The organism is Arenibaculum sp., assembly GCF_035998295.1.
Lineage (GTDB): Bacteria > Pseudomonadota > Alphaproteobacteria > Azospirillales > Azospirillaceae > DASYHS01.
In genome coordinates, this window is sequence record NZ_DASYHS010000227.1 from 1 (window position 1) to 16537 (window position 16537).

Here is a 16537-nt window from a genome sequence, read left to right on the forward strand (position 1 = left end):
TCGCCGTGCCCATCGTCGGCCTGCTGCTCGTGCTCGCGCCCGCCCTGCTGCCGGAATACCGCGCTCCGCATGGCGGCAGGCTGGACCTTGCCAGCGTCGCCCTGTCGCTCGCCGCCATGTTGCCGGTGATCTACGGCATCAAGCAGATCGCCAAGAACGACGTCGTTCCCGGCGCAGTCGGCGCAATCGGGGTGGGGCTGGTCTTCGGCGCGCTGTTCGTGCGCCGGCAGCGGCGGCTGTGCGATCCGTTGCTGGACCTGAGCCTCTTCGCCGACAGGACCTTCAGCGTCGCGCTGACGGTGCTGCTCTTCGGCCTGGTGGCGGTCGGCGGCACCATGTTGCTCGTCACCCAGTACCTGCAACTGGTGGCCGGCTTCTCCCCGCTCGTGGCCGGCCTGTGGATGGGGCCGCCGGCGCTTGCCATGGTCGTGGCGGGCGTCGCAGCACCCATCCTCGCACGGCACATCCGACCCGGCTTCGTCGTGGCCGGCGCTCTCGGACTGTCCGTCGTGGGGTACGCGATGCTCGCGCGGCTGGGCATCGGCGCCACGGCCGTGGGCGTCGTCGTCACGGGCTTCTCGCTCTCCTATCTCGGGCTGGGCACCATCGCGGCACTCGGCACCGATCTCGTGGTCGGGTCGGCGCCGGCCGACAAGGCGGGATCCGCCTCGGCCATGTCCGAGACCGTGCAGGAGCTCGGCGCGTCTCTCGGCATCGCGGTGCTCGGGAGCCTTGCCACCGCCATCTATCGCCACGCCATGTTCGACCGTCTGCCGGGCTCCCTGTCCGAAGAGGCGCGCGAGGCGGTCGGCGACAGCCTGTGGGCGGCATCCTCGGTCTCGTCGCAACTGCCGGCCGGCGTCATCGAGGACGCCCGGATCGCGTTCACGGCAGGCTTCAACGGCGCGGCACTCTTCAGCGCCGCCGGCGTCACGATCCTGGCCGTCCTCGCCGCCGTGGCGCTGCGGCATGTCGGAACGGTCGGCAGTTCACCCGAGCCGGCAGCCGAGGCGTAACGGATGCGCCGTCGGAAATTGAGAGATGGGTCCTAAGGGAGTCACGCCAGCGTCAGATTGTCAGTAGGTTTTCGGAGGAGTCCAACGTTACGAGCGGTTATTCGCGGTCTCTGTTGAAAATTCTTCTATAGGTGGTACACCTGACATCGGTCGCGGCTCTCGGGATGCCTTTACCATGCAGGTTGTGTCATTTGGATGTCGAAACTACAAGCCGTTTAAGGGTGATGTCTCCGTTGAACTCCGTCCGCTGACGTTGGTTTTCGGAAAGAACAGTAGCGGCAAATCCGCCCTTATACGTCTAATGCGCCTATTGTTACGAGCAATGTCAGCCCGCTGCCGGGGCGGCTTTCCGCTTGAAGTGGACGAGCTATCTTTCGGAACTACATTTCGCGATCTTATTCATGGAAGATCTCCTCATGGCAGCGCGTCCTTTTCCCTGAAGCTCCAGGGAGACGAGGGCGTTTTTGATATGAACGCCAGTGTGCAGAACATCGACGAAACCATCGCCCCAACCGGGCTCCCAACGGAATATAGCGTCGTCTCCCGTTTTGAGCTGCGCGAGCCGTTTCCCTTGCGGCTGGATTGGATACCGGCTGCTGCGACGGCTCCAGAATACGAAGGCAAAGGTGTTGTGCCTTTCCGAGGGCTAATGCCATCCATTGGTATATCGTTGGAGGCTGAATGCGGCGGGAGGCTTCTTCAGAACTGGAGAGTCCTGATCCAAGAATATGAAGCAGAAATCGAGCACTTGGGGCCATTCCGGGCGCGTATTGATCGTGTTTACTCAATGGGCGCCAAAGTACCTCTTGGTTTCGACGGAAGCGGCGCTCCAATCCGCCTCGCGGTCGATGACCGATTAGCCGATGCGGTTTCTACTTGGTACGAAGCAAATCTCGACGGCTGGCGATTGATCATTAGTAAGCCAGCTTCGGCCTTTCAGTGCATCATCGCTAGAGGCAATTCCTGGGAAGTCAATCTCGCTGATGTTGGGCAGGGAATGCAGCAGGTTCTGCCTATCGTAGTCCAGCAATTGGGACACCAGCTCCATGGGGAAACTGGTTTTCTGGACATCATCGAACAACCAGAACTGCACCTACACACAGCGGCACAGGCTCCACTCGGCGAGCTTTTCCTGAACACGGCGAAACTCCGCCAAGGCCAAGCGATCGTTGAGACCCATTCGGAGAACTTGCTGCTGCGCATCCGGCGGCTGATCGCGGAAGGCGCTGACCCGGCGTTGGTTGCCCTCTATTGGGTGGACGAGCAAGAAGATGGTTGCAGCACCGTCCGGCGAATTCACATTGATCAGGATGGCAATCTCGACTGGTGGCGCGAGGGCGTATTCTCAGAAGGCTATGAGGAGGTGCGTGCAATTCGTCGCGCTGTCCGGGGGCGTACGCCTTCCGGGGAGGTCAGATAATGCGGGTTCGCTTCAAAGATTGCGCCTTATCGTCGGCAAAGCAATTCAGGCATCTCGATGCTATCATCGCGCGGGTTGAGGTGGGTGCTCATGAATGGGACATTGATGATCCCGACACAATCGAGCAAAGCGGTTGGCTCGCCGGTGCTCGCGAGTACTGCAAAGAGGTGTTTGAGAAAGCAACTAAAACGTCATCCTATCCGTCGAGCTCAGGGATCCATAAACGGCTTGTAATTGTAGCGGCTTTTCCAAAGGAAGGAGAAATGGATCCCGATAAAGCTTCTCGTTATCTATCAAAGCCATTGAGAATTATTGTCGAAAACAGATTCACGGACGGAGCTTTTCTGGATTGTATTTTGCGCCTCCTCGCCCCTGAGAAGCTAAGGAAATTACGTGTAGAGAACAACGTCCCCGATTTGATCGAGGTCGATGGCGCGGGAGGTTTGGGCGAAGTGCCCAAGCATGTTCGTTATCGCACCGAGGAGGCAGCGCAGGAAGGATTGCCGATCCGGATCGCTGTCTTCACCGATAGCGATAGTCGATACGCTGGCCATCAGGACTGCCAAGTGGCCGCGGTGGAGTCGGCCTGTCAAGATCATGGTGTACCTTGTCGTATCCTCAAGAAGCGGAGTATTGAAAACTATATTCCTGATGAGGCCTTGTTGGCTTGGGCCATCAGAAACGCCAGCCGTCAGCATATTGTGAGCGCACTGATCGAGATGCCAGACGGTATCCGCGATTATTTTCCGATCAAGAGAGGGCTGCCAGCGGTAAGTCCGAGCCCGGATGAAACGGCGTTCTATGCCCCGCTCCAGGAACCAAATCGCAGCACGCTGCGTAACGGCTTGGGTGACATCGCCATTGCCTGCTTTACGGATCATGTGTCATCCATCTCCGCCGAGGCGTTGCGACGGCGGGATCACGGCGGTGATCTGGACAATCTGGTTCAGATGATCGTAGACCAACTTTAGGAGAGGGCGATGGAACAAGAACCGGCGCACGCCGAGGTAAAGCCCGAGGTAGTTCTTTTTAGGGATCTTGTTCGTCACGTTGTTGAGGGGCGCGTGCGAATTCCAAGATTTCAGCGTCCTTTCGTTTGGCGACGCGATCAAATGATCGACCTGCTAGACAGCATTCGACGCCAATATCCTATTGGCAGCCTGCTCATCTGGGAAACGGATACTCCACGCAACACCCTGGATTGGGTTGGGCCAGTGCGGATTTCTCCCCCACCATCGGGGGCTGTTTCTCTTGTTCTTGACGGCCAGCAACGTTTATCAACGCTGGTGGGGGTCCTCAGAAAGCCGGTGGGGCATGAAGAGCAGCGGCCTAGCGAAGATGATCCGGGCCGTTGGAAGATTTTCTTTAACGCTAAAGATAACCGATTTGAACACCTAAAGCCAGATGAAAGCGTAGAGGCTTGGCACTTCCCTTTGGGCAGCTTGCTAAACACAGTATCTTTTATTAACGAATCAAGAAGGATTATGGACAGCGAGCACGAGGATGCTGAATTATTCGTGCAAAATTCTGAGCAGATGGCACAAAAATTTAGCAGTTATCTTGTGCCAGTCATCCGCATTAAAAACACTGAACTATCTCAAGCCATCGAAATTTTTGCTCGCCTGAACTCCAAGGGACAGTCCATGACAGCGGACCAGATGGTGTCCGCGCTAAGCTATGGGGAAAATCTTGATGGCACAACAACTTTCGATTTAGCTGAGGAGATTGGGGAACTTGTTGACCGGCTCGATGATTTTGGATTTAGGGGAGTTGATAGAGTTGTAGTTCTTCGCTGTTTCTTGGCGACGCTGAAGACCGATATTTACCGCACTGACTGGACGCGGCTGGCGGACGCAACGCAAAAAGAACTGCGTGACAAACTGCCCACGGTCATCGGATCCACAGGCGAGGCTCTGGAGCGCGCCGTTCGGTTCCTGCACGAACTAGGGGTGCGCAGTCACCGTTTGCTGCCGTATGCCATGCAACTCGTTGTACTGTGCGCGTTCTTCTTGGAGTGCCCGGCACCGACCGAGGAGCAGAGGCAGTTCCTAAAGCGATGGTTTTGGGTATCTTCGTTCACGGCGCGCTTTTCCTCTAGTAATCCTTCGCGCGACGGGTACCTTGTCGCCGAATTCCGGGATCGTGTGTCCCGCACGGCAAATCCCACGACATTGGATTACATGCGCCTCGACGTTCCAGCCGAACCGTTCCCTTCGACCTTCGACATGCGCAGCGCCCGTGCTCGCACGTTGCTGCTTGTTCTGTTGTCGCTCGCACCACGCGCCGCCAATGGCGAGGTGATCCCTGAACCCTGGCGACGCATCGCCGACCACGGCCCGAACGCCATTGGCTATCTGTTGGCGACTGTAAACGATAAAGAATTGAGATCTAGCCCCGCAAACCGCATTCTTCGAATTGACATGGCGCAACGCCGATCTCAGGCCAAAAATTGGCTAGAAACTCTTGCTGATGTTCCAGATGGCATCAGAAGCACAGTACTAAAAAGTCACGGAATATCAGTTGAGGCATTTCAGTCCCTTCTAGATGGTGATGGTGAGGAATTCCTTCGTCTCCGCCGCTCTTATCTGATTGATCTGGAGCGCCAATTTATGAGCAACCAAGGGGTCATTTTGCCGCGAGACCTGGAGCCAAAGCCTGCGGCAATCGATAACGACGAGGACTGATCCCGGCGCGCTCCAAGGGAGCATCCGGCAAGTATATTGTGGTTCGACGCCTCACCGCCGCCCGAACAGCCTCTCGATGTCGGACAGCTTCAGCTCGACATAGGTCGGCCGGCCGTGGTTGCACTGACCGCTGTGGGGCGTCGCCTCCATCTGGCGCAGCAGGGCGTTCATCTCGTCGGCGTTCATCGGCCGGCCGGCACGGACCGAGCCGTGGCAGGCCATGCTGGAGCATACCGCGTCCAGGCGCTCGCGCAGGGACAGCGCCTGGTCCATCTCGGCCAGTTCGTCGGCGAGGTCGCGCACGAGGTCGCGGACGTTCGCCTTGGGGCCGAGCAGGGCCGGCACCTCGCGCACGACGATGCAGCCGGGGCCGAACCCCTCCAGCACGAGGCCCAGCTCCGCCAGCTCCGCCGCGCGCGCGGCAAGCCGCTCGGCCGCCGGCTCGTCAAGCTCGACCACCTCGGGGATCAGCAGGCCCTGGCGCTTCACCCCGCCCTCGACGAAGGCCTGCTTCATGCGCTCGTAGACGAGGCGCTCATGGGCGGCGTGCTGGTCGACGATGACGATCCCGTCCGCGGTCTGGGCGACGACATAGGTGTTGTGGAGCTGGGCGCGCGCGGCGCCGAGCGGATGGCGCCCGGCCTCCTCGGCCGGCCGGTCGCCGGCGTCGTAGTAGCCGGTGCCGGTGCCGGCGCCGGGGCGGGCGGCCGGCGGGGCGAGGTCGTCGATCAGGGTGCGCCGGTCGGGCAACGGCGCCTGGAAGGCGGCGGCCGTCTCGGCCAGCCCGCGCGGCACCGAGGTCGAGGCCGGGAACGCGCCCCAGGCCGGCCGCATCGCCGGGGCCTGATGCGGCATGGGGGCCTGGCGCGGCGCGAAGGCGTCGAGGGTCGCGGCCGCCACGGTGTTGCTGGCGCGGTGGCCCGCCTGGCCCAGCGCGTGGCGCAGCGCGCCGACGATCAGCCCGCGCACGAGCTGGGCGTCGCGAAAGCGCACCTCCGCCTTGGCGGGGTGGACGTTGACGTCGACCTCGCGCGGGTCGATCTCCAGGAACAGCGCCAGCATCGGGTGGCGGTCGCGGGCCAGGAAATCGGCATAGGCGCCGCGCACGGCGCCGACCAGCAGCTTGTCGCGCACCGGGCGGCCGTTGACGAACAGGTACTGCTCGCGCGCGGTCGGGCGGTTCAGCGTCGGCAGGCCGATATGTCCCGAAAGCCGGACCCCCTCGCGCACGGCCTCGACCGGGACCGAGTTGTCGGCGAACTCGCGCCCCATCAGCCCACCCAGCCGGGCGAGCCTCGCATCCAGCAGCTCGCCCTGAGAGGCGCCGAGCCGCAGGCCCGACCGCGCGCCGTCGGTCAGGGAGAAGGCTATGCGGGGATGCGCCATGGCGAGGCGCTGGACCGCGTCCTGGACGTGGTCGAACTCGGTCCGCGCCTGCTTCAGGAACTTGAGCCGCGCCGGGGTCGCATAGAACAGGTCGCGCACCTCGACCCGCGTGCCCGGGGGATGGGCGGCCGGCTGGGGCGGATGCTTCGCCCCGCCTTCGACCGCGATCGCCCAGGCGGCATCGGCGCCGCGCGCCCGGCTGGTGATGGTGAGCCGGCTGACCGCGCCGATCGAGGGCAGCGCCTCGCCGCGAAAGCCCAGCGTCTGGATGTCGAGCAGGTCCTCGCCGGGGAGTTTGGAGGTCGCGTGGCGCTCGACCGCCAGCGCCAGCTCGTCCGGCGCCATGCCGCAGCCGTCGTCGGTGACCGCGATCAGCGTGCGCCCGCCGTCGCGCACGACCACGTCGATGCGGGTGGCGCCGGCGTCGATCGCGTTCTCGACCAGCTCCTTGACGGCGGCGGCCGGGCGCTCGACCACCTCGCCGGCGGCGATGCGGTTGACCAGGGTATCGGGCAGGCGGCGTATCGGCATGGCGCTGGAGCCCGTTGCGTTCCCTCCCTCTCCCGCCTCGCGGGAGAGGGGATTCATGGCGGCGCCGTTCGCACGGAACGGGAAACCGCCCTAGATGTAGCCCCGGCGGGCCGGAATGTCACCAGGGGATGGGGTCCGCCGCCTCATTCGGCGCCGTCCCGGACCACCACCTCCCGCCGGCTCTCGGGGTCTACCCACCAGGCGTCGAAGGCGATGCCGTAGGGCGGCAGGGGCTCGGGATGGCTGAGCTTGTCCCAATAGGCGACGCGGGTCACGCCGGCATGGAAATGCGGGATCACGTAGTGCCCCCACAGCAGCGCCCGGTCGAGCGCGCGGGTCGCCGCGACCAGGTCCTCGCGCGTTTCGGCCGCGATCACGTGCTCGACCAGCGCGTCCACCGCCTCGTTGCAGACGCCGGCGAAGTTCCGGCTGCCGGGCATCGCGGCGGACTCGCAGGTCCAGTAGCCGCGCTGCTCGTTGCCCGGGGAGAGCGACTGGCCCCAGACCATCGTGATCATGTCGAAGTCGAAGTTCTGGACGCGGTTGACGTATTGGGAGGAATCGACGACCCGGATCCCGGCCTCGATGCCGAGGCGGCGCAGATTGGCGACCACCGGCAGGGCGATGCGCTGCATGTTGGGATCGGCCAGCAGGATCTCGAACTCGAAGGGCGCGCCGGTTTCGCCCTGGACGCGCCGGCCGTCGCGCAGGACCCAGCCCGCCTCCTCGAGCAGCCGGTGGGCCTCCACGAGGTTCCGCCGCAGCCCGTGCTCGCCCTCGACGCCGGGGGGTTCGTAGTCGCGGGTGAACACCTCCTCGGGCAGCGCGCCGCGCAGCGGCTCCAGCAGCGCCAGCTCGGCCGGGCCCGGCGTCCCCTCCGACGCGAGCTCGGAGTTCTCGAAATAGCTGTCGGTGCGCTTGTAGGCGCCGTGGAACAGCACCCGGTTCGCCCATTCGAAGTCGAAGGCGTTGGCGAGCGCCTGGCGCACCTTCGGGTCGGAGAAGACCGGCCGCCTCGTGTTGAAGACGAAGCCCTGCATGCCCGACGGCGTCTCGTCCTCGATCTCCTCCAGGATCAGGTCGCCGCGCTCGCGGGCCGGGGCGCGGTAGGCGGTGGCCCAGTCCTTGGCGCTCGGCTCGATCCTGAAATCGACCAGCCCGGCCTTGAACGCCTGCAGCGCCACCGTCGGGTCCAGATAGTAGTCGTAGGTCAGGCTGCCGAAATTGTGGCGGCCGGCATTGACCGGCAGGTCGCGGCCCCAGTAGTCCTCGACCCGCTCATAGGTGATGGAGCGGCCGGGATCGACCCGGGCGATGCGGTACGGCCCGCCGCCGAGCGGCGGCTCCAGGGTCGTGCGCGAGAAGTCGCGGGACTGCCAGTAATGGGCGGGCAGGACCGGAAGCTGGCCCAGGATCAGCGGCAGCTCGCGGTTGTCGCCGGGTCGGAAGGAGAAGCGGACCGTGCGCTCGTCCAGCGCCTCGACCGTCTCCACGGCGGCGTAGTAGGCGCCATAGAAGGGATGGGTCTCGCGCAGGATGTCGAAGGAGAAGATCACGTCGTCGGCCGTGACCGGACGGCCGTCGTGGAAACGCGCCTCGGGCCGAAGGGCGAACTCGACCCAGGACCGGTCCTCGGGCACGCGGACGCTCTCGGCCAGCAGCGGGTACTGCGTGAACGCCTCGTCCTCCGGGGCCGCCATCAGCGTGTCGTAGATCATCCCCAGGCCGACCGCCGGCACGCCCCGGACCGTGAACGGGTTCAAGGTGTCGTAGCTGCCGACCGCCGAGAGCGTGACCGCCCCGCCCTTGGGGGCGTCGGGGTTGACGTAGTCGAAATGCTCGAAGCCGGGCCCGTATTTCGGCTCGCCATGCATCGCAAGCGCGTGCCTGGGCTCGACGTCCTGCCCGCCCTTCGGCTCGGCGTTCCGCTCGCCCTTCGGCTCGACGCTCTGCCCGCCGCCCGGCGCGTCCTGCCCGAAGGCGGAGGCCGACAAGGCCGGGGCCAGCGCCAGGGCCGCCAGCAGGGCCAGGACGCGAAGGGGCGAGGGTCGCCGCTGCTCGGTGGTCATGCGTCCTCCTGCGGGAAGCGACGGCCGCGGGCGCGGAGCCCGCCGCTTACATATCGGAATATTCAAGGGGCGCCGGAGAGACCATATGGGCCCGAGCCGCCGCGACCTCAAGTCGCGCGGCCCCGAGCCGCGGGGCGGCCCGCGCGCTTGACCGGCGGCGGCGGTCCCCCTAAGTTCCAGCCGTGGTTCGGGGACCGTCCGCGCCGGCGGAGCCGGCTCGCCGTCCGGACCGCGCGGCCGGACCGCGCAGCGGACGGCGCGCCGCAGCGACGGCGCCGATCCGCCACGACGACGCAGATCCGCCACACGACCGCCCCCGCGCCCCTGGACCGTGCCCCATGACCCGCGACTACAAATCGACCGTCTTCCTGCCGCGCACCGATTTCCCCATGCGCGCCGGCCTGCCGGCCAAGGAGCCAGAGCTTCTGAAGCGGTGGGCGTCGCTGGACCTGTACCGGCGCCTGCGCGAACAGTCCGCGGGGCGGCCCAAATTCGTCCTCCATGACGGCCCGCCCTACGCGAACGGCAACATCCATGTCGGCCACGCCGTCAACAAGATCCTGAAGGACGTGATCAACCGCTCGCACCAGATGCTGGGCAAGGACGCGCCCTACGTCCCGGGCTGGGACTGCCACGGCCTGCCGATCGAGTGGAAGATCGAGGAGAAGTACCGGGCCGAGGGCAAGGACAAGGACGAGGTCCCGGTCGTGCAGTTCCGCGCGGAGTGCCGGGCCTTCGCCGACCGCTGGGTCAAGACGCAGACGGAGGAGTTCGCGCGGCTCGGCGTGCTGGGCGACTGGGCGCGGCCCTACACCACCATGACCTACGCCGCCGAGGCGCAGATCACCCGCGAGATCCACAAGTTCCTGATGAACGGCGGCCTGTACAAGGGCGACCGGCCGGTGCTGTGGTCCGTGGTCGAGAAGACCGCGCTCGCGGAGGCCGAGGTCGAGTACCACGACCACACCTCGACCACGGTCTGGGCGCGCTTCCCGGTCGCCTCCAGCGCGGCGCCGGCGATGGCAGGCGTCAATGTCGTGATCTGGACGACGACGCCCTGGACCCTGCCCGGCAACCGCGCCGTCGCCTATGGCGAGGACATCGAGTACGGCGTGTTCGAGGTGACGGCGACCGCCGAGGGCAGCCTCGCGCGCACGGGCGAGCGGCTGGCGGTCGCGACCGCGCTGTGGGAGCGGACGGCCAAGGACGCCGGGATCACGGACTGGCGCGTGCTGGCGGCCGTCAAGGGCGCCGACCTCGCCGGCACCGTCTGCGCGCATCCGCTGCGCGGCCAGGGCTACGACTTCGAGGTGCCGATGCTGCCGGCCGGCTTCGTCGAGGTCGAGACCGGGACCGGCTTCGTCCATATCGGCCCCGGCCACGGCGCCGACGACTTCGAGGTCGCGCGCCGGTTCGGGGTCGAGGTGCCGCGGACGGTGGACGCCGACGGCAGCTTCCTGCCCCACGTCCCGCTGTTCGCGGGCCGGCGCATCTTCACGCCGGAAGGCAAGCCCGGCGACGCCAACCCGGCGGTCGTCGAGGCGCTGCGGGACGCCGGCGGGCTGCTGATGCAGGGCCGGCTGCGCCACAGCTACCCGCATTCCTGGCGCTCCAAGGCCCCGCTGATCTTCCGCAACACGCCGCAGTGGTTCATCTCCATGGAGAGGAACGGCCTGCGCGACGTCGCGCTGAAGGCGATCGACGAGACCCGCTGGGTCCCGCCGCAGGGACGCAACCGCATCGCGTCCATGATCGAGAGCCGGCCCGACTGGTGCATCAGCCGCCAGCGCGCCTGGGGCGTGCCGATCGCCCTGTTCCTGCGCAAGTCCGACGGCGAGCCGCTGAGGGACCAGGCTGTGCTCGACCGCATCGCCGACGTCTTCGAGGCGGAGGGCTCGGACGCGTGGTTCGCCCGCGACCCGCAGGACTTCCTGGGCGACGCCTACCGGGCCGCGGACTTCGACCAGGTCTTCGACATCGTCGACGTGTGGTTCGAGTCCGGCTCGTCCCACGCCTTCGTGCTGGAGCAGCGCCCGGAGCTGGGCTCGCCGGCGACGCTCTACCTCGAGGGCTCGGACCAGCATCGCGGCTGGTTCCATTCCTCCCTGCTGGAGAGCTGCGGCACGCGCGGCCGCGCGCCCTACGACGTGGTGCTGACGCACGGCTTCGCGCTCGACGAGCAGGGGCGCAAGATGTCGAAGTCGCTCGGCAACGTCGTCGCGCCGCAGGACGTCGTGAACCAGTACGGCGCGGACATCCTGCGGCTGTGGGTCGTCGGCTCCGACTATTCGGAGGACCTGCGCGTCGGGCCGGAGATCCTGAAGCACAACGCCGACCTGTACCGCCGGCTGCGCAACACGCTGCGCTACCTGCTGGGCGCGCTGGCCGACTGGCGGGAGACCGAGCGGCTCGGCCATGCCGAGATGCCGGAGCTGGAGCGCTGGGTCCTGCACCGGCTGGCCGAGCTGGACCTGCACGTGCGCACCTGCATCGAGGCGTTCGACTTCCACGGCCTGTTCACGACGCTCCATAACTTCTGCGCGACCGAGCTGTCGGCGTTCTACTTCGACATCCGCAAGGACAGCCTGTACTGCGACCGTCCGGACGAGACGCGCCGGCGCGCGACCCGCACCGTGATGGACACCCTGTTCTCGTGCCTGACCGCCTGGCTCGCCCCGGTCGCGTGCTTCACCGCCGAGGAGGCGTGGCTGGCGCGCTACGGCGACGACGCGGACGCGCTGCCGAGCGTGCATCTGCGCACCTTCCCGGACGTGCCCCAGGCGTGGCGCGACGACACGCTCGCCGAGAAGTGGGAGACGGTGCGCAGGGTGCGCCGGGTCGTCACGGGCGCGCTGGAGCTGGAGCGCGCGAACAAGACGATCGGCTCCTCGCTGCAGGCGGCGCCGCGCGTCTTCGTGCCCGAGGCCGAGGCGACCGTGCTGGCCGGGGTCGACATGGCCGAGGTCGCGATCACCTCGGGCGTCGAGCTGGTCGCGGGCGCGGTCCCGGACGGGGCCTTCACCCTGCCCGACGTGCCCGGGGTCGGCGCCCTGTTCCAGCCGGCCGGGGGCGACAAGTGCGAGCGCTGCTGGCGGGTCCTGCCGGAGGTCGGCGAGGTGCCCGAGCATCCGGCGGTGTGCCGCCGCTGCGCCGACGCGGTCGACCACGTGGTCCAGGCCGCACAATGAGCGAGGCGCGGACGATGGAGGGGGCGCGGCCCCTGGTCCGCCTGGGACTGGGCGTGGCGCTCGCCTGGGTGGTGCTGGACCAGGCGGTGAAGTGGTGGATCCTCGAGGTGGTGATGCAGCCGCCTCGGGTGATCGAGGTGACGTCCTACTTCAACCTGGTCATGGCCTGGAACCGGGGCGTCAGCTTCAGCCTGTTCGCCAACGAGGCGGCGATCATGCCCTATGCGCTTTCGGCGCTGGCGGCGGTGATCGTCCTGTTCCTGCTGAACTGGCTGAGGCGCGCCGACCGGGCCTTCACGGCGATCTGCCTCGGGCTGGTGATCGGCGGGGCGATCGGGAACGTGATCGACCGGCTGCGCTTCGGCGCGGTTGCGGACTTCCTGGACTTCCACGCGATGGGCTATCACTATCCGGCGTTCAACGTTGCCGACATGGGCATCAGCGTCGGCGTCGTCCTGCTGCTGCTGGACGGGCTGTTCAGCCGGCGCGGTGCGTGACGGCAACGGGATCGGACGCCCTTCGGACCTCTTCGGAACCTGGTAACGGCACATGCGCGCGCTCGGCATCCTCTCCACACTTCCCGGCCGCACCGCCATCCTGGCGCTCGGCCTCGCAGCGCTCTCGGGATGCAGCGGGCTGCGCGAGACCCTCGGGCTCGACCGCAACCCGCCGGACGAGTTCCAGGTCGTCTCGCGCGCCCCTCTGGAAGTGCCGGCGCAGTTCGAGCTGCCGCCGCCCAATCCCGGCGCCCCGCGCCCGCAGGAGATGACGCCGACCCGCGCCGCGGCCTCCACCCTGTTCGGCGGCGCCGCCGGCCAGGCGGCCGGCGACACCGAGGGCGAGCGCACGCTGCTGGCGCAGGCGGGCGCCGACGCCGCGGTCCCGAACATCCGGGCCATCGTCAACCGCGAATCGGTCGAGGTGGCCGAGGCGCGGGAAAGCTTCCTCGACAGCCTGCTGTTCTGGCAGGACCCCGAGCCGCCGGGAACCGTCGTCGATCCCCGGGGCGAGGCCCGGCGCCTGCGCGAGAACTCGGCGCTCGGCCGGCCGGTCACCGAGGGCGAGACGCCGATCATCGTGCGCAAGCGCCGCGCCCCGCTGGAAGGGCTGACCGACTTCCTCAGCTTCTGAGTCCCCGCAAGGCGGCCCGCAGGCCGACGCGCGGGGCCGTCTCATGCGGGGTTGTCGGCGCATGGGCCAGGGGCCAGTTAGTGGGCGCATTCCGCATCAGGAGGTGTCCCGACCGTGTCCCTGCCGCAGCTATTCCCGGCCCGCCGGCTGGCCGCGCCGCTTCTAGCGGCCGCCCTGCTGGCCGCGCCCGCCGCGGCCGCATGGGCGCAAGCCCCGGCCGAGCCCCGGACCGACGAGCCGGCCGCCCAGGCCGGGACCGAGGCCCAGGCCGAAACCGAGGCTGCCCCCCCGACTGAAGCTCCGGAAGCGGATGAGGCGCGCAGCGGCGTCTTCTTCCCCGAGACCTTCACGCTGTCCAACGGCATGCAGGTGGTCGTCGTGACCAACCGGCGCATGCCGGTCGTCACCCACATGGTGTGGTACAAGGTCGGCGCCGCCGACGAGGCGGTCGGCGACAGCGGCATCGCGCATTTCCTCGAGCACCTGATGTTCAAGGGGACGGACACCGTGCCCGCGGGCGATTTCAGCGAAGTCGTCGCGCGGCACGGCGGCAACGACAACGCCTTCACCTCCTGGGACTACACGGGATACTTCCAGAACGTCGCCCGCGACCGGCTGGAGATGGTGATGGAGATGGAGGCCGACCGCATGGCCAATCTCCGCCTCACCGACGAGGAGGTGCTGCCCGAGCGCGCCGTCGTGATCGAGGAGCGCCGCCAGCGGACCGACAACGAGCCGGGCAGCCGGCTGGCGGAGCAGGCGAACGCCAGCCTGTTCGTCCACCACCCCTACGGCCGCCCGATCATCGGCTGGGAGAGCGAGCTGTTCGAGATGACCCGGGAGGACGCCGAGGCGTTCTACGAGACCTGGTACGCGCCCAACAACGCCGTGCTGGTCGTCGCCGGCGACATCGACGCGCAGGAGCTGCGCCCGCTGGCCGAACGCACCTACGGCCAGATCGAGCCGCGCCCGGTGCCGCCGCGCGTCCGGGTCTCCGAGCCGCCGCTGGAAGCCGAGCGGCGCGTGATCCTGCGCGACCCCGAGGTGCGCCAGCCCGCCTATCGCCGCCTGTTCAAGGCCCCGTCCTACAATGCCGGCGAGACGCGGCACGCCTATCCGCTGCAGGTGCTGAGCGAAATCCTGGGCGGCGGCACGACGAGCCGGCTCTACCGCGAGTTGGTGGCCGAGAAGCGGCTGGCGACCGGCGCCGGCACCGGCTATTCGGGGACCGCGCTCGACCTGGGGGTGTTCGGCATCTACCTGAACCCGACCCCCGGCACCGGGATCGAGGAGCTGGAAGCCGCGATGGAGGACGTCGTCGCGCGCCTACTGGCCGACGGCGTCACCGCCGAGGAGGTCGAGACCGCGAAGCGGCGGCTGGAGCGCCAGGCCGTCTTCGCCCGCGACAGCCTGAGCGGCCCGGCCTACAGCTTCGGGACCGCGCTGACGACCGGCGGCACGGTCGAGGACGTCGAGGTCTGGCCGGAGCGCATCGCCGCCGTGACGGCCGAGCAGGTCAACGCCGCCGCGCGCGCGGTCCTGGGCCAGAGCGGCTTCGTCGTCGGCCTGCTGCTGCCGGCCGAAGAGGAGGCGGCCGCATCCGCCCCCGCCGCCACACCCGCCACACCCGCCCCGACCGCCGCCCCCGCGGCTTCGGCCCCGGCGCCCGGCCCCGAGGCCCCCATCCCGCACGGCGAAGAGGTGCTGCAGTGATCCCGAACCCGATGCGCCGCACGGTCTTCCTGCTGGTCCTGCCGCTGCTGCTCCTGTTCGCGGCGGTGCCGCGGGCCGACGCCGTCGACATCGAGCGGGTCGTCAGCCCGGGCGGCATCGAGGCGTGGCTGGTGCGCGACCCCAAGGTGCCGCTGCTGTCGATGGAGTTCTCCTTCGAGGGCGGCTCGGCCGCCGACCCCACCGGCAAGGAGGGGCTCGCCAACCTGCTCTCCTCGCTGCTCGACGAGGGGGCGGGCCCCTACGACAGCGAGGAGTTCCAGCGCCGCCTCAACGACAATACGATCTCGCTCGGCTTCGATGCGCGCGCCGACGCCTTCTTCGGCAGCCTCAAGACCCTGACCGAGACGCGCGACGAGGCGGTCGACCTGCTGCGCCTCGCCCTGACCGAGCCGCGCTTCGAGGACGAGGCGGTGGAACGCATGCGCTCGTCGGTGACGAGCAGCATCCGCCGCTCGCTCGGCGATCCCGACTACGTCGCGCGCAGGGCGTTCTACGATGCCGCCTATCCCGACCATCCCTACGGCCGCCCCACCCTCGGCACGCTGGACACCGTGCCGGCGATCGGGGCGGGGGACCTGCGGGAGTTCGTCGACCGGCGCTTCGCCAAGGACAACCTGACCGTCGGCGTCTCGGGCGACATCACGGCCGAGGAGCTCGGCCCCCTGCTCGACCGCGTCTTCGGCGCCCTGCCCGAGCACGCGGAGCCGCTGAAGGTCGAGGACCGGCCGCCAGAGACCGGCGGGCGGACCCTGGTCGCCGAACGGCCGATCGCCCAGAGCATCATCCTGATGGGGCAGCCGGGCGTGAAGCGGAACGATCCGGACTGGTTCCCGGCGCTGGTGATGAACTACGTGCTGGGCGGGGGCGGCTTCGGCTCGCGCCTGATGGAGGAGATCCGCGAGGAGCGCGGCCTGACCTACGGCGTCTACAGCTACCTCGTGCCGTTCCGCGACACGGCGCTGGTGATGGCCGGCGGGTCGACCGCCAACGCCAACGCCGGCCAGATGGTCGAGCTGATGAAGGAGGAGTGGCGCCGCATGCGCGAGGAAGGCCTGAGCGAGGCCGAGCTGGCCGACGCCAAGACCTACCTGACCGGTTCCTTCCCGCTGCAGTTCACCTCGACCGACGCGATCGCGGGCATCTTGCTGCAGGTGCAGCGCGACGATCTCGGGATCGACTACCTGGACCGCCGCAACGCCCTGATCGAGGCGGTGACGCTGGAGCAGGTGAACGCGCTCGCCCGGCGGCTGCTGGCGCCGGACGCGCTGATGACGGTCGTCGTCGGCCGGCCGGAGGGCCTGGGGCAGGCGGAGACCCTCGATCGGCGTAGCTGATCGGGACGGCCCCCGACCGGGTGGCGGGCTCCGGGGGAGCGGGT

11 protein-coding genes are annotated in these 16537 nt (G+C 67.6%); 9 read left to right on the forward strand and 2 right to left on the reverse strand.

What is annotated here, in order from left to right; genetic code table 11:
* From VGO20_RS21980 to VGO20_RS21995, 4 genes are all read left to right on the forward strand, one after another.
* On the forward strand, window positions 1-1016 hold a 1016-nt coding region (locus tag VGO20_RS21980; RefSeq protein ID WP_327504528.1), incomplete at its 5' end, for an MFS transporter.
* Between the two features lie 175 nt (window positions 1017-1191).
* The gene (locus VGO20_RS21985) at window positions 1192-2436 is read left to right on the forward strand and encodes an AAA family ATPase (RefSeq protein WP_327504529.1); all 1245 of its coding nucleotides are present in this window, start codon (window positions 1192-1194) and stop codon (window positions 2434-2436) included.
* Entirely contained in the window at window positions 2436-3407 is a 972-nt protein-coding gene (locus VGO20_RS21990) for a hypothetical protein (RefSeq protein WP_327504530.1), read from the forward strand. The genes VGO20_RS21985 and VGO20_RS21990 overlap by 1 nt, the downstream gene beginning before the upstream one ends.
* 9 nt (window positions 3408-3416) lie before the next feature.
* Complete coding sequence (locus VGO20_RS21995) at window positions 3417-5120, forward strand: DUF262 domain-containing protein (RefSeq protein ID WP_327504531.1); 1704 nt, start codon at window positions 3417-3419, stop codon at window positions 5118-5120.
* Between the two features lie 51 nt (window positions 5121-5171).
* Here the strand turns inward: VGO20_RS21995 and mutL are convergent, their stop codons facing one another.
* Both mutL and VGO20_RS22005 read right to left on the reverse strand, forming a co-directional pair.
* Window positions 5172-7037: a DNA mismatch repair endonuclease MutL gene (gene mutL, locus VGO20_RS22000; RefSeq protein WP_327504532.1), complete on the reverse strand. Its 1866-nt coding sequence runs from the start codon at window positions 7035-7037 to the stop codon at window positions 5172-5174.
* Between the two features lie 143 nt (window positions 7038-7180).
* Entirely contained in the window at window positions 7181-9106 is a 1926-nt protein-coding gene (locus tag VGO20_RS22005) for an extracellular solute-binding protein (protein WP_327504533.1), read from the reverse strand.
* A 338-nt stretch (window positions 9107-9444) separates the two neighbouring features.
* Between VGO20_RS22005 and ileS the strand changes: the two genes are divergently transcribed.
* The 5 genes from ileS to VGO20_RS22030 all read left to right on the forward strand — a co-directional run bounded on the left by ileS (window position 9445) and on the right by VGO20_RS22030 (window position 16493).
* The gene (gene ileS, locus VGO20_RS22010; protein ID WP_327504534.1) at window positions 9445-12294 is read left to right on the forward strand and encodes an isoleucine--tRNA ligase; all 2850 of its coding nucleotides are present in this window, start codon (window positions 9445-9447) and stop codon (window positions 12292-12294) included.
* Window positions 12291-12791, forward strand: coding sequence for a signal peptidase II (gene lspA, locus VGO20_RS22015; RefSeq protein WP_327504535.1), 501 nt, complete (start codon window positions 12291-12293; stop codon window positions 12789-12791). The genes ileS and lspA overlap by 4 nt, the downstream gene beginning before the upstream one ends.
* Before the next feature lie 52 nt (window positions 12792-12843).
* Window positions 12844-13425, forward strand: a complete 582-nt coding sequence (locus VGO20_RS22020) for a DUF3035 domain-containing protein (RefSeq protein WP_327504536.1) — start codon at window positions 12844-12846, stop codon at window positions 13423-13425.
* Between the two features lie 114 nt (window positions 13426-13539).
* A complete protein-coding gene (locus VGO20_RS22025; protein ID WP_327504537.1) occupies window positions 13540-15138 on the forward strand; it encodes a M16 family metallopeptidase in 1599 nt (532 codons plus the stop codon).
* Window positions 15135-16493 carry a M16 family metallopeptidase gene (locus VGO20_RS22030; RefSeq protein ID WP_327504538.1) on the forward strand — a complete coding sequence of 453 codons (1359 nt, stop codon included), beginning with the start codon at window positions 15135-15137 and terminating at the stop codon, window positions 16491-16493. Before VGO20_RS22025 ends, VGO20_RS22030 begins: the two co-directional genes overlap by 4 nt.
* Window positions 16494-16537: the final 44 nt, after the last annotated feature.

Coding starts and splice junctions, on each gene's coding strand:
- VGO20_RS21990 (WP_327504530.1), top strand. CDS start 2,436: ATGCGGGTTCGCTTCAAAGATTGCGCCTTATCGTCGGCAAAGCAATTC.
- VGO20_RS21995 (WP_327504531.1), top strand. CDS start 3,417: ATGGAACAAGAACCGGCGCACGCCGAGGTAAAGCCCGAGGTAGTTCTT.
- VGO20_RS21985 (WP_327504529.1), top strand. CDS start 1,192: ATGCAGGTTGTGTCATTTGGATGTCGAAACTACAAGCCGTTTAAGGGT.
- ileS (WP_327504534.1), top strand. CDS start 9,445: ATGACCCGCGACTACAAATCGACCGTCTTCCTGCCGCGCACCGATTTC.
- lspA (WP_327504535.1), top strand. CDS start 12,291: ATGAGCGAGGCGCGGACGATGGAGGGGGCGCGGCCCCTGGTCCGCCTG.
- VGO20_RS22020 (WP_327504536.1), top strand. CDS start 12,844: ATGCGCGCGCTCGGCATCCTCTCCACACTTCCCGGCCGCACCGCCATC.
- mutL (WP_327504532.1), bottom strand. CDS start 7,037: ATGCCGATACGCCGCCTGCCCGATACCCTGGTCAACCGCATCGCCGCC.
- VGO20_RS22005 (WP_327504533.1), bottom strand. CDS start 9,106: ATGACCACCGAGCAGCGGCGACCCTCGCCCCTTCGCGTCCTGGCCCTG.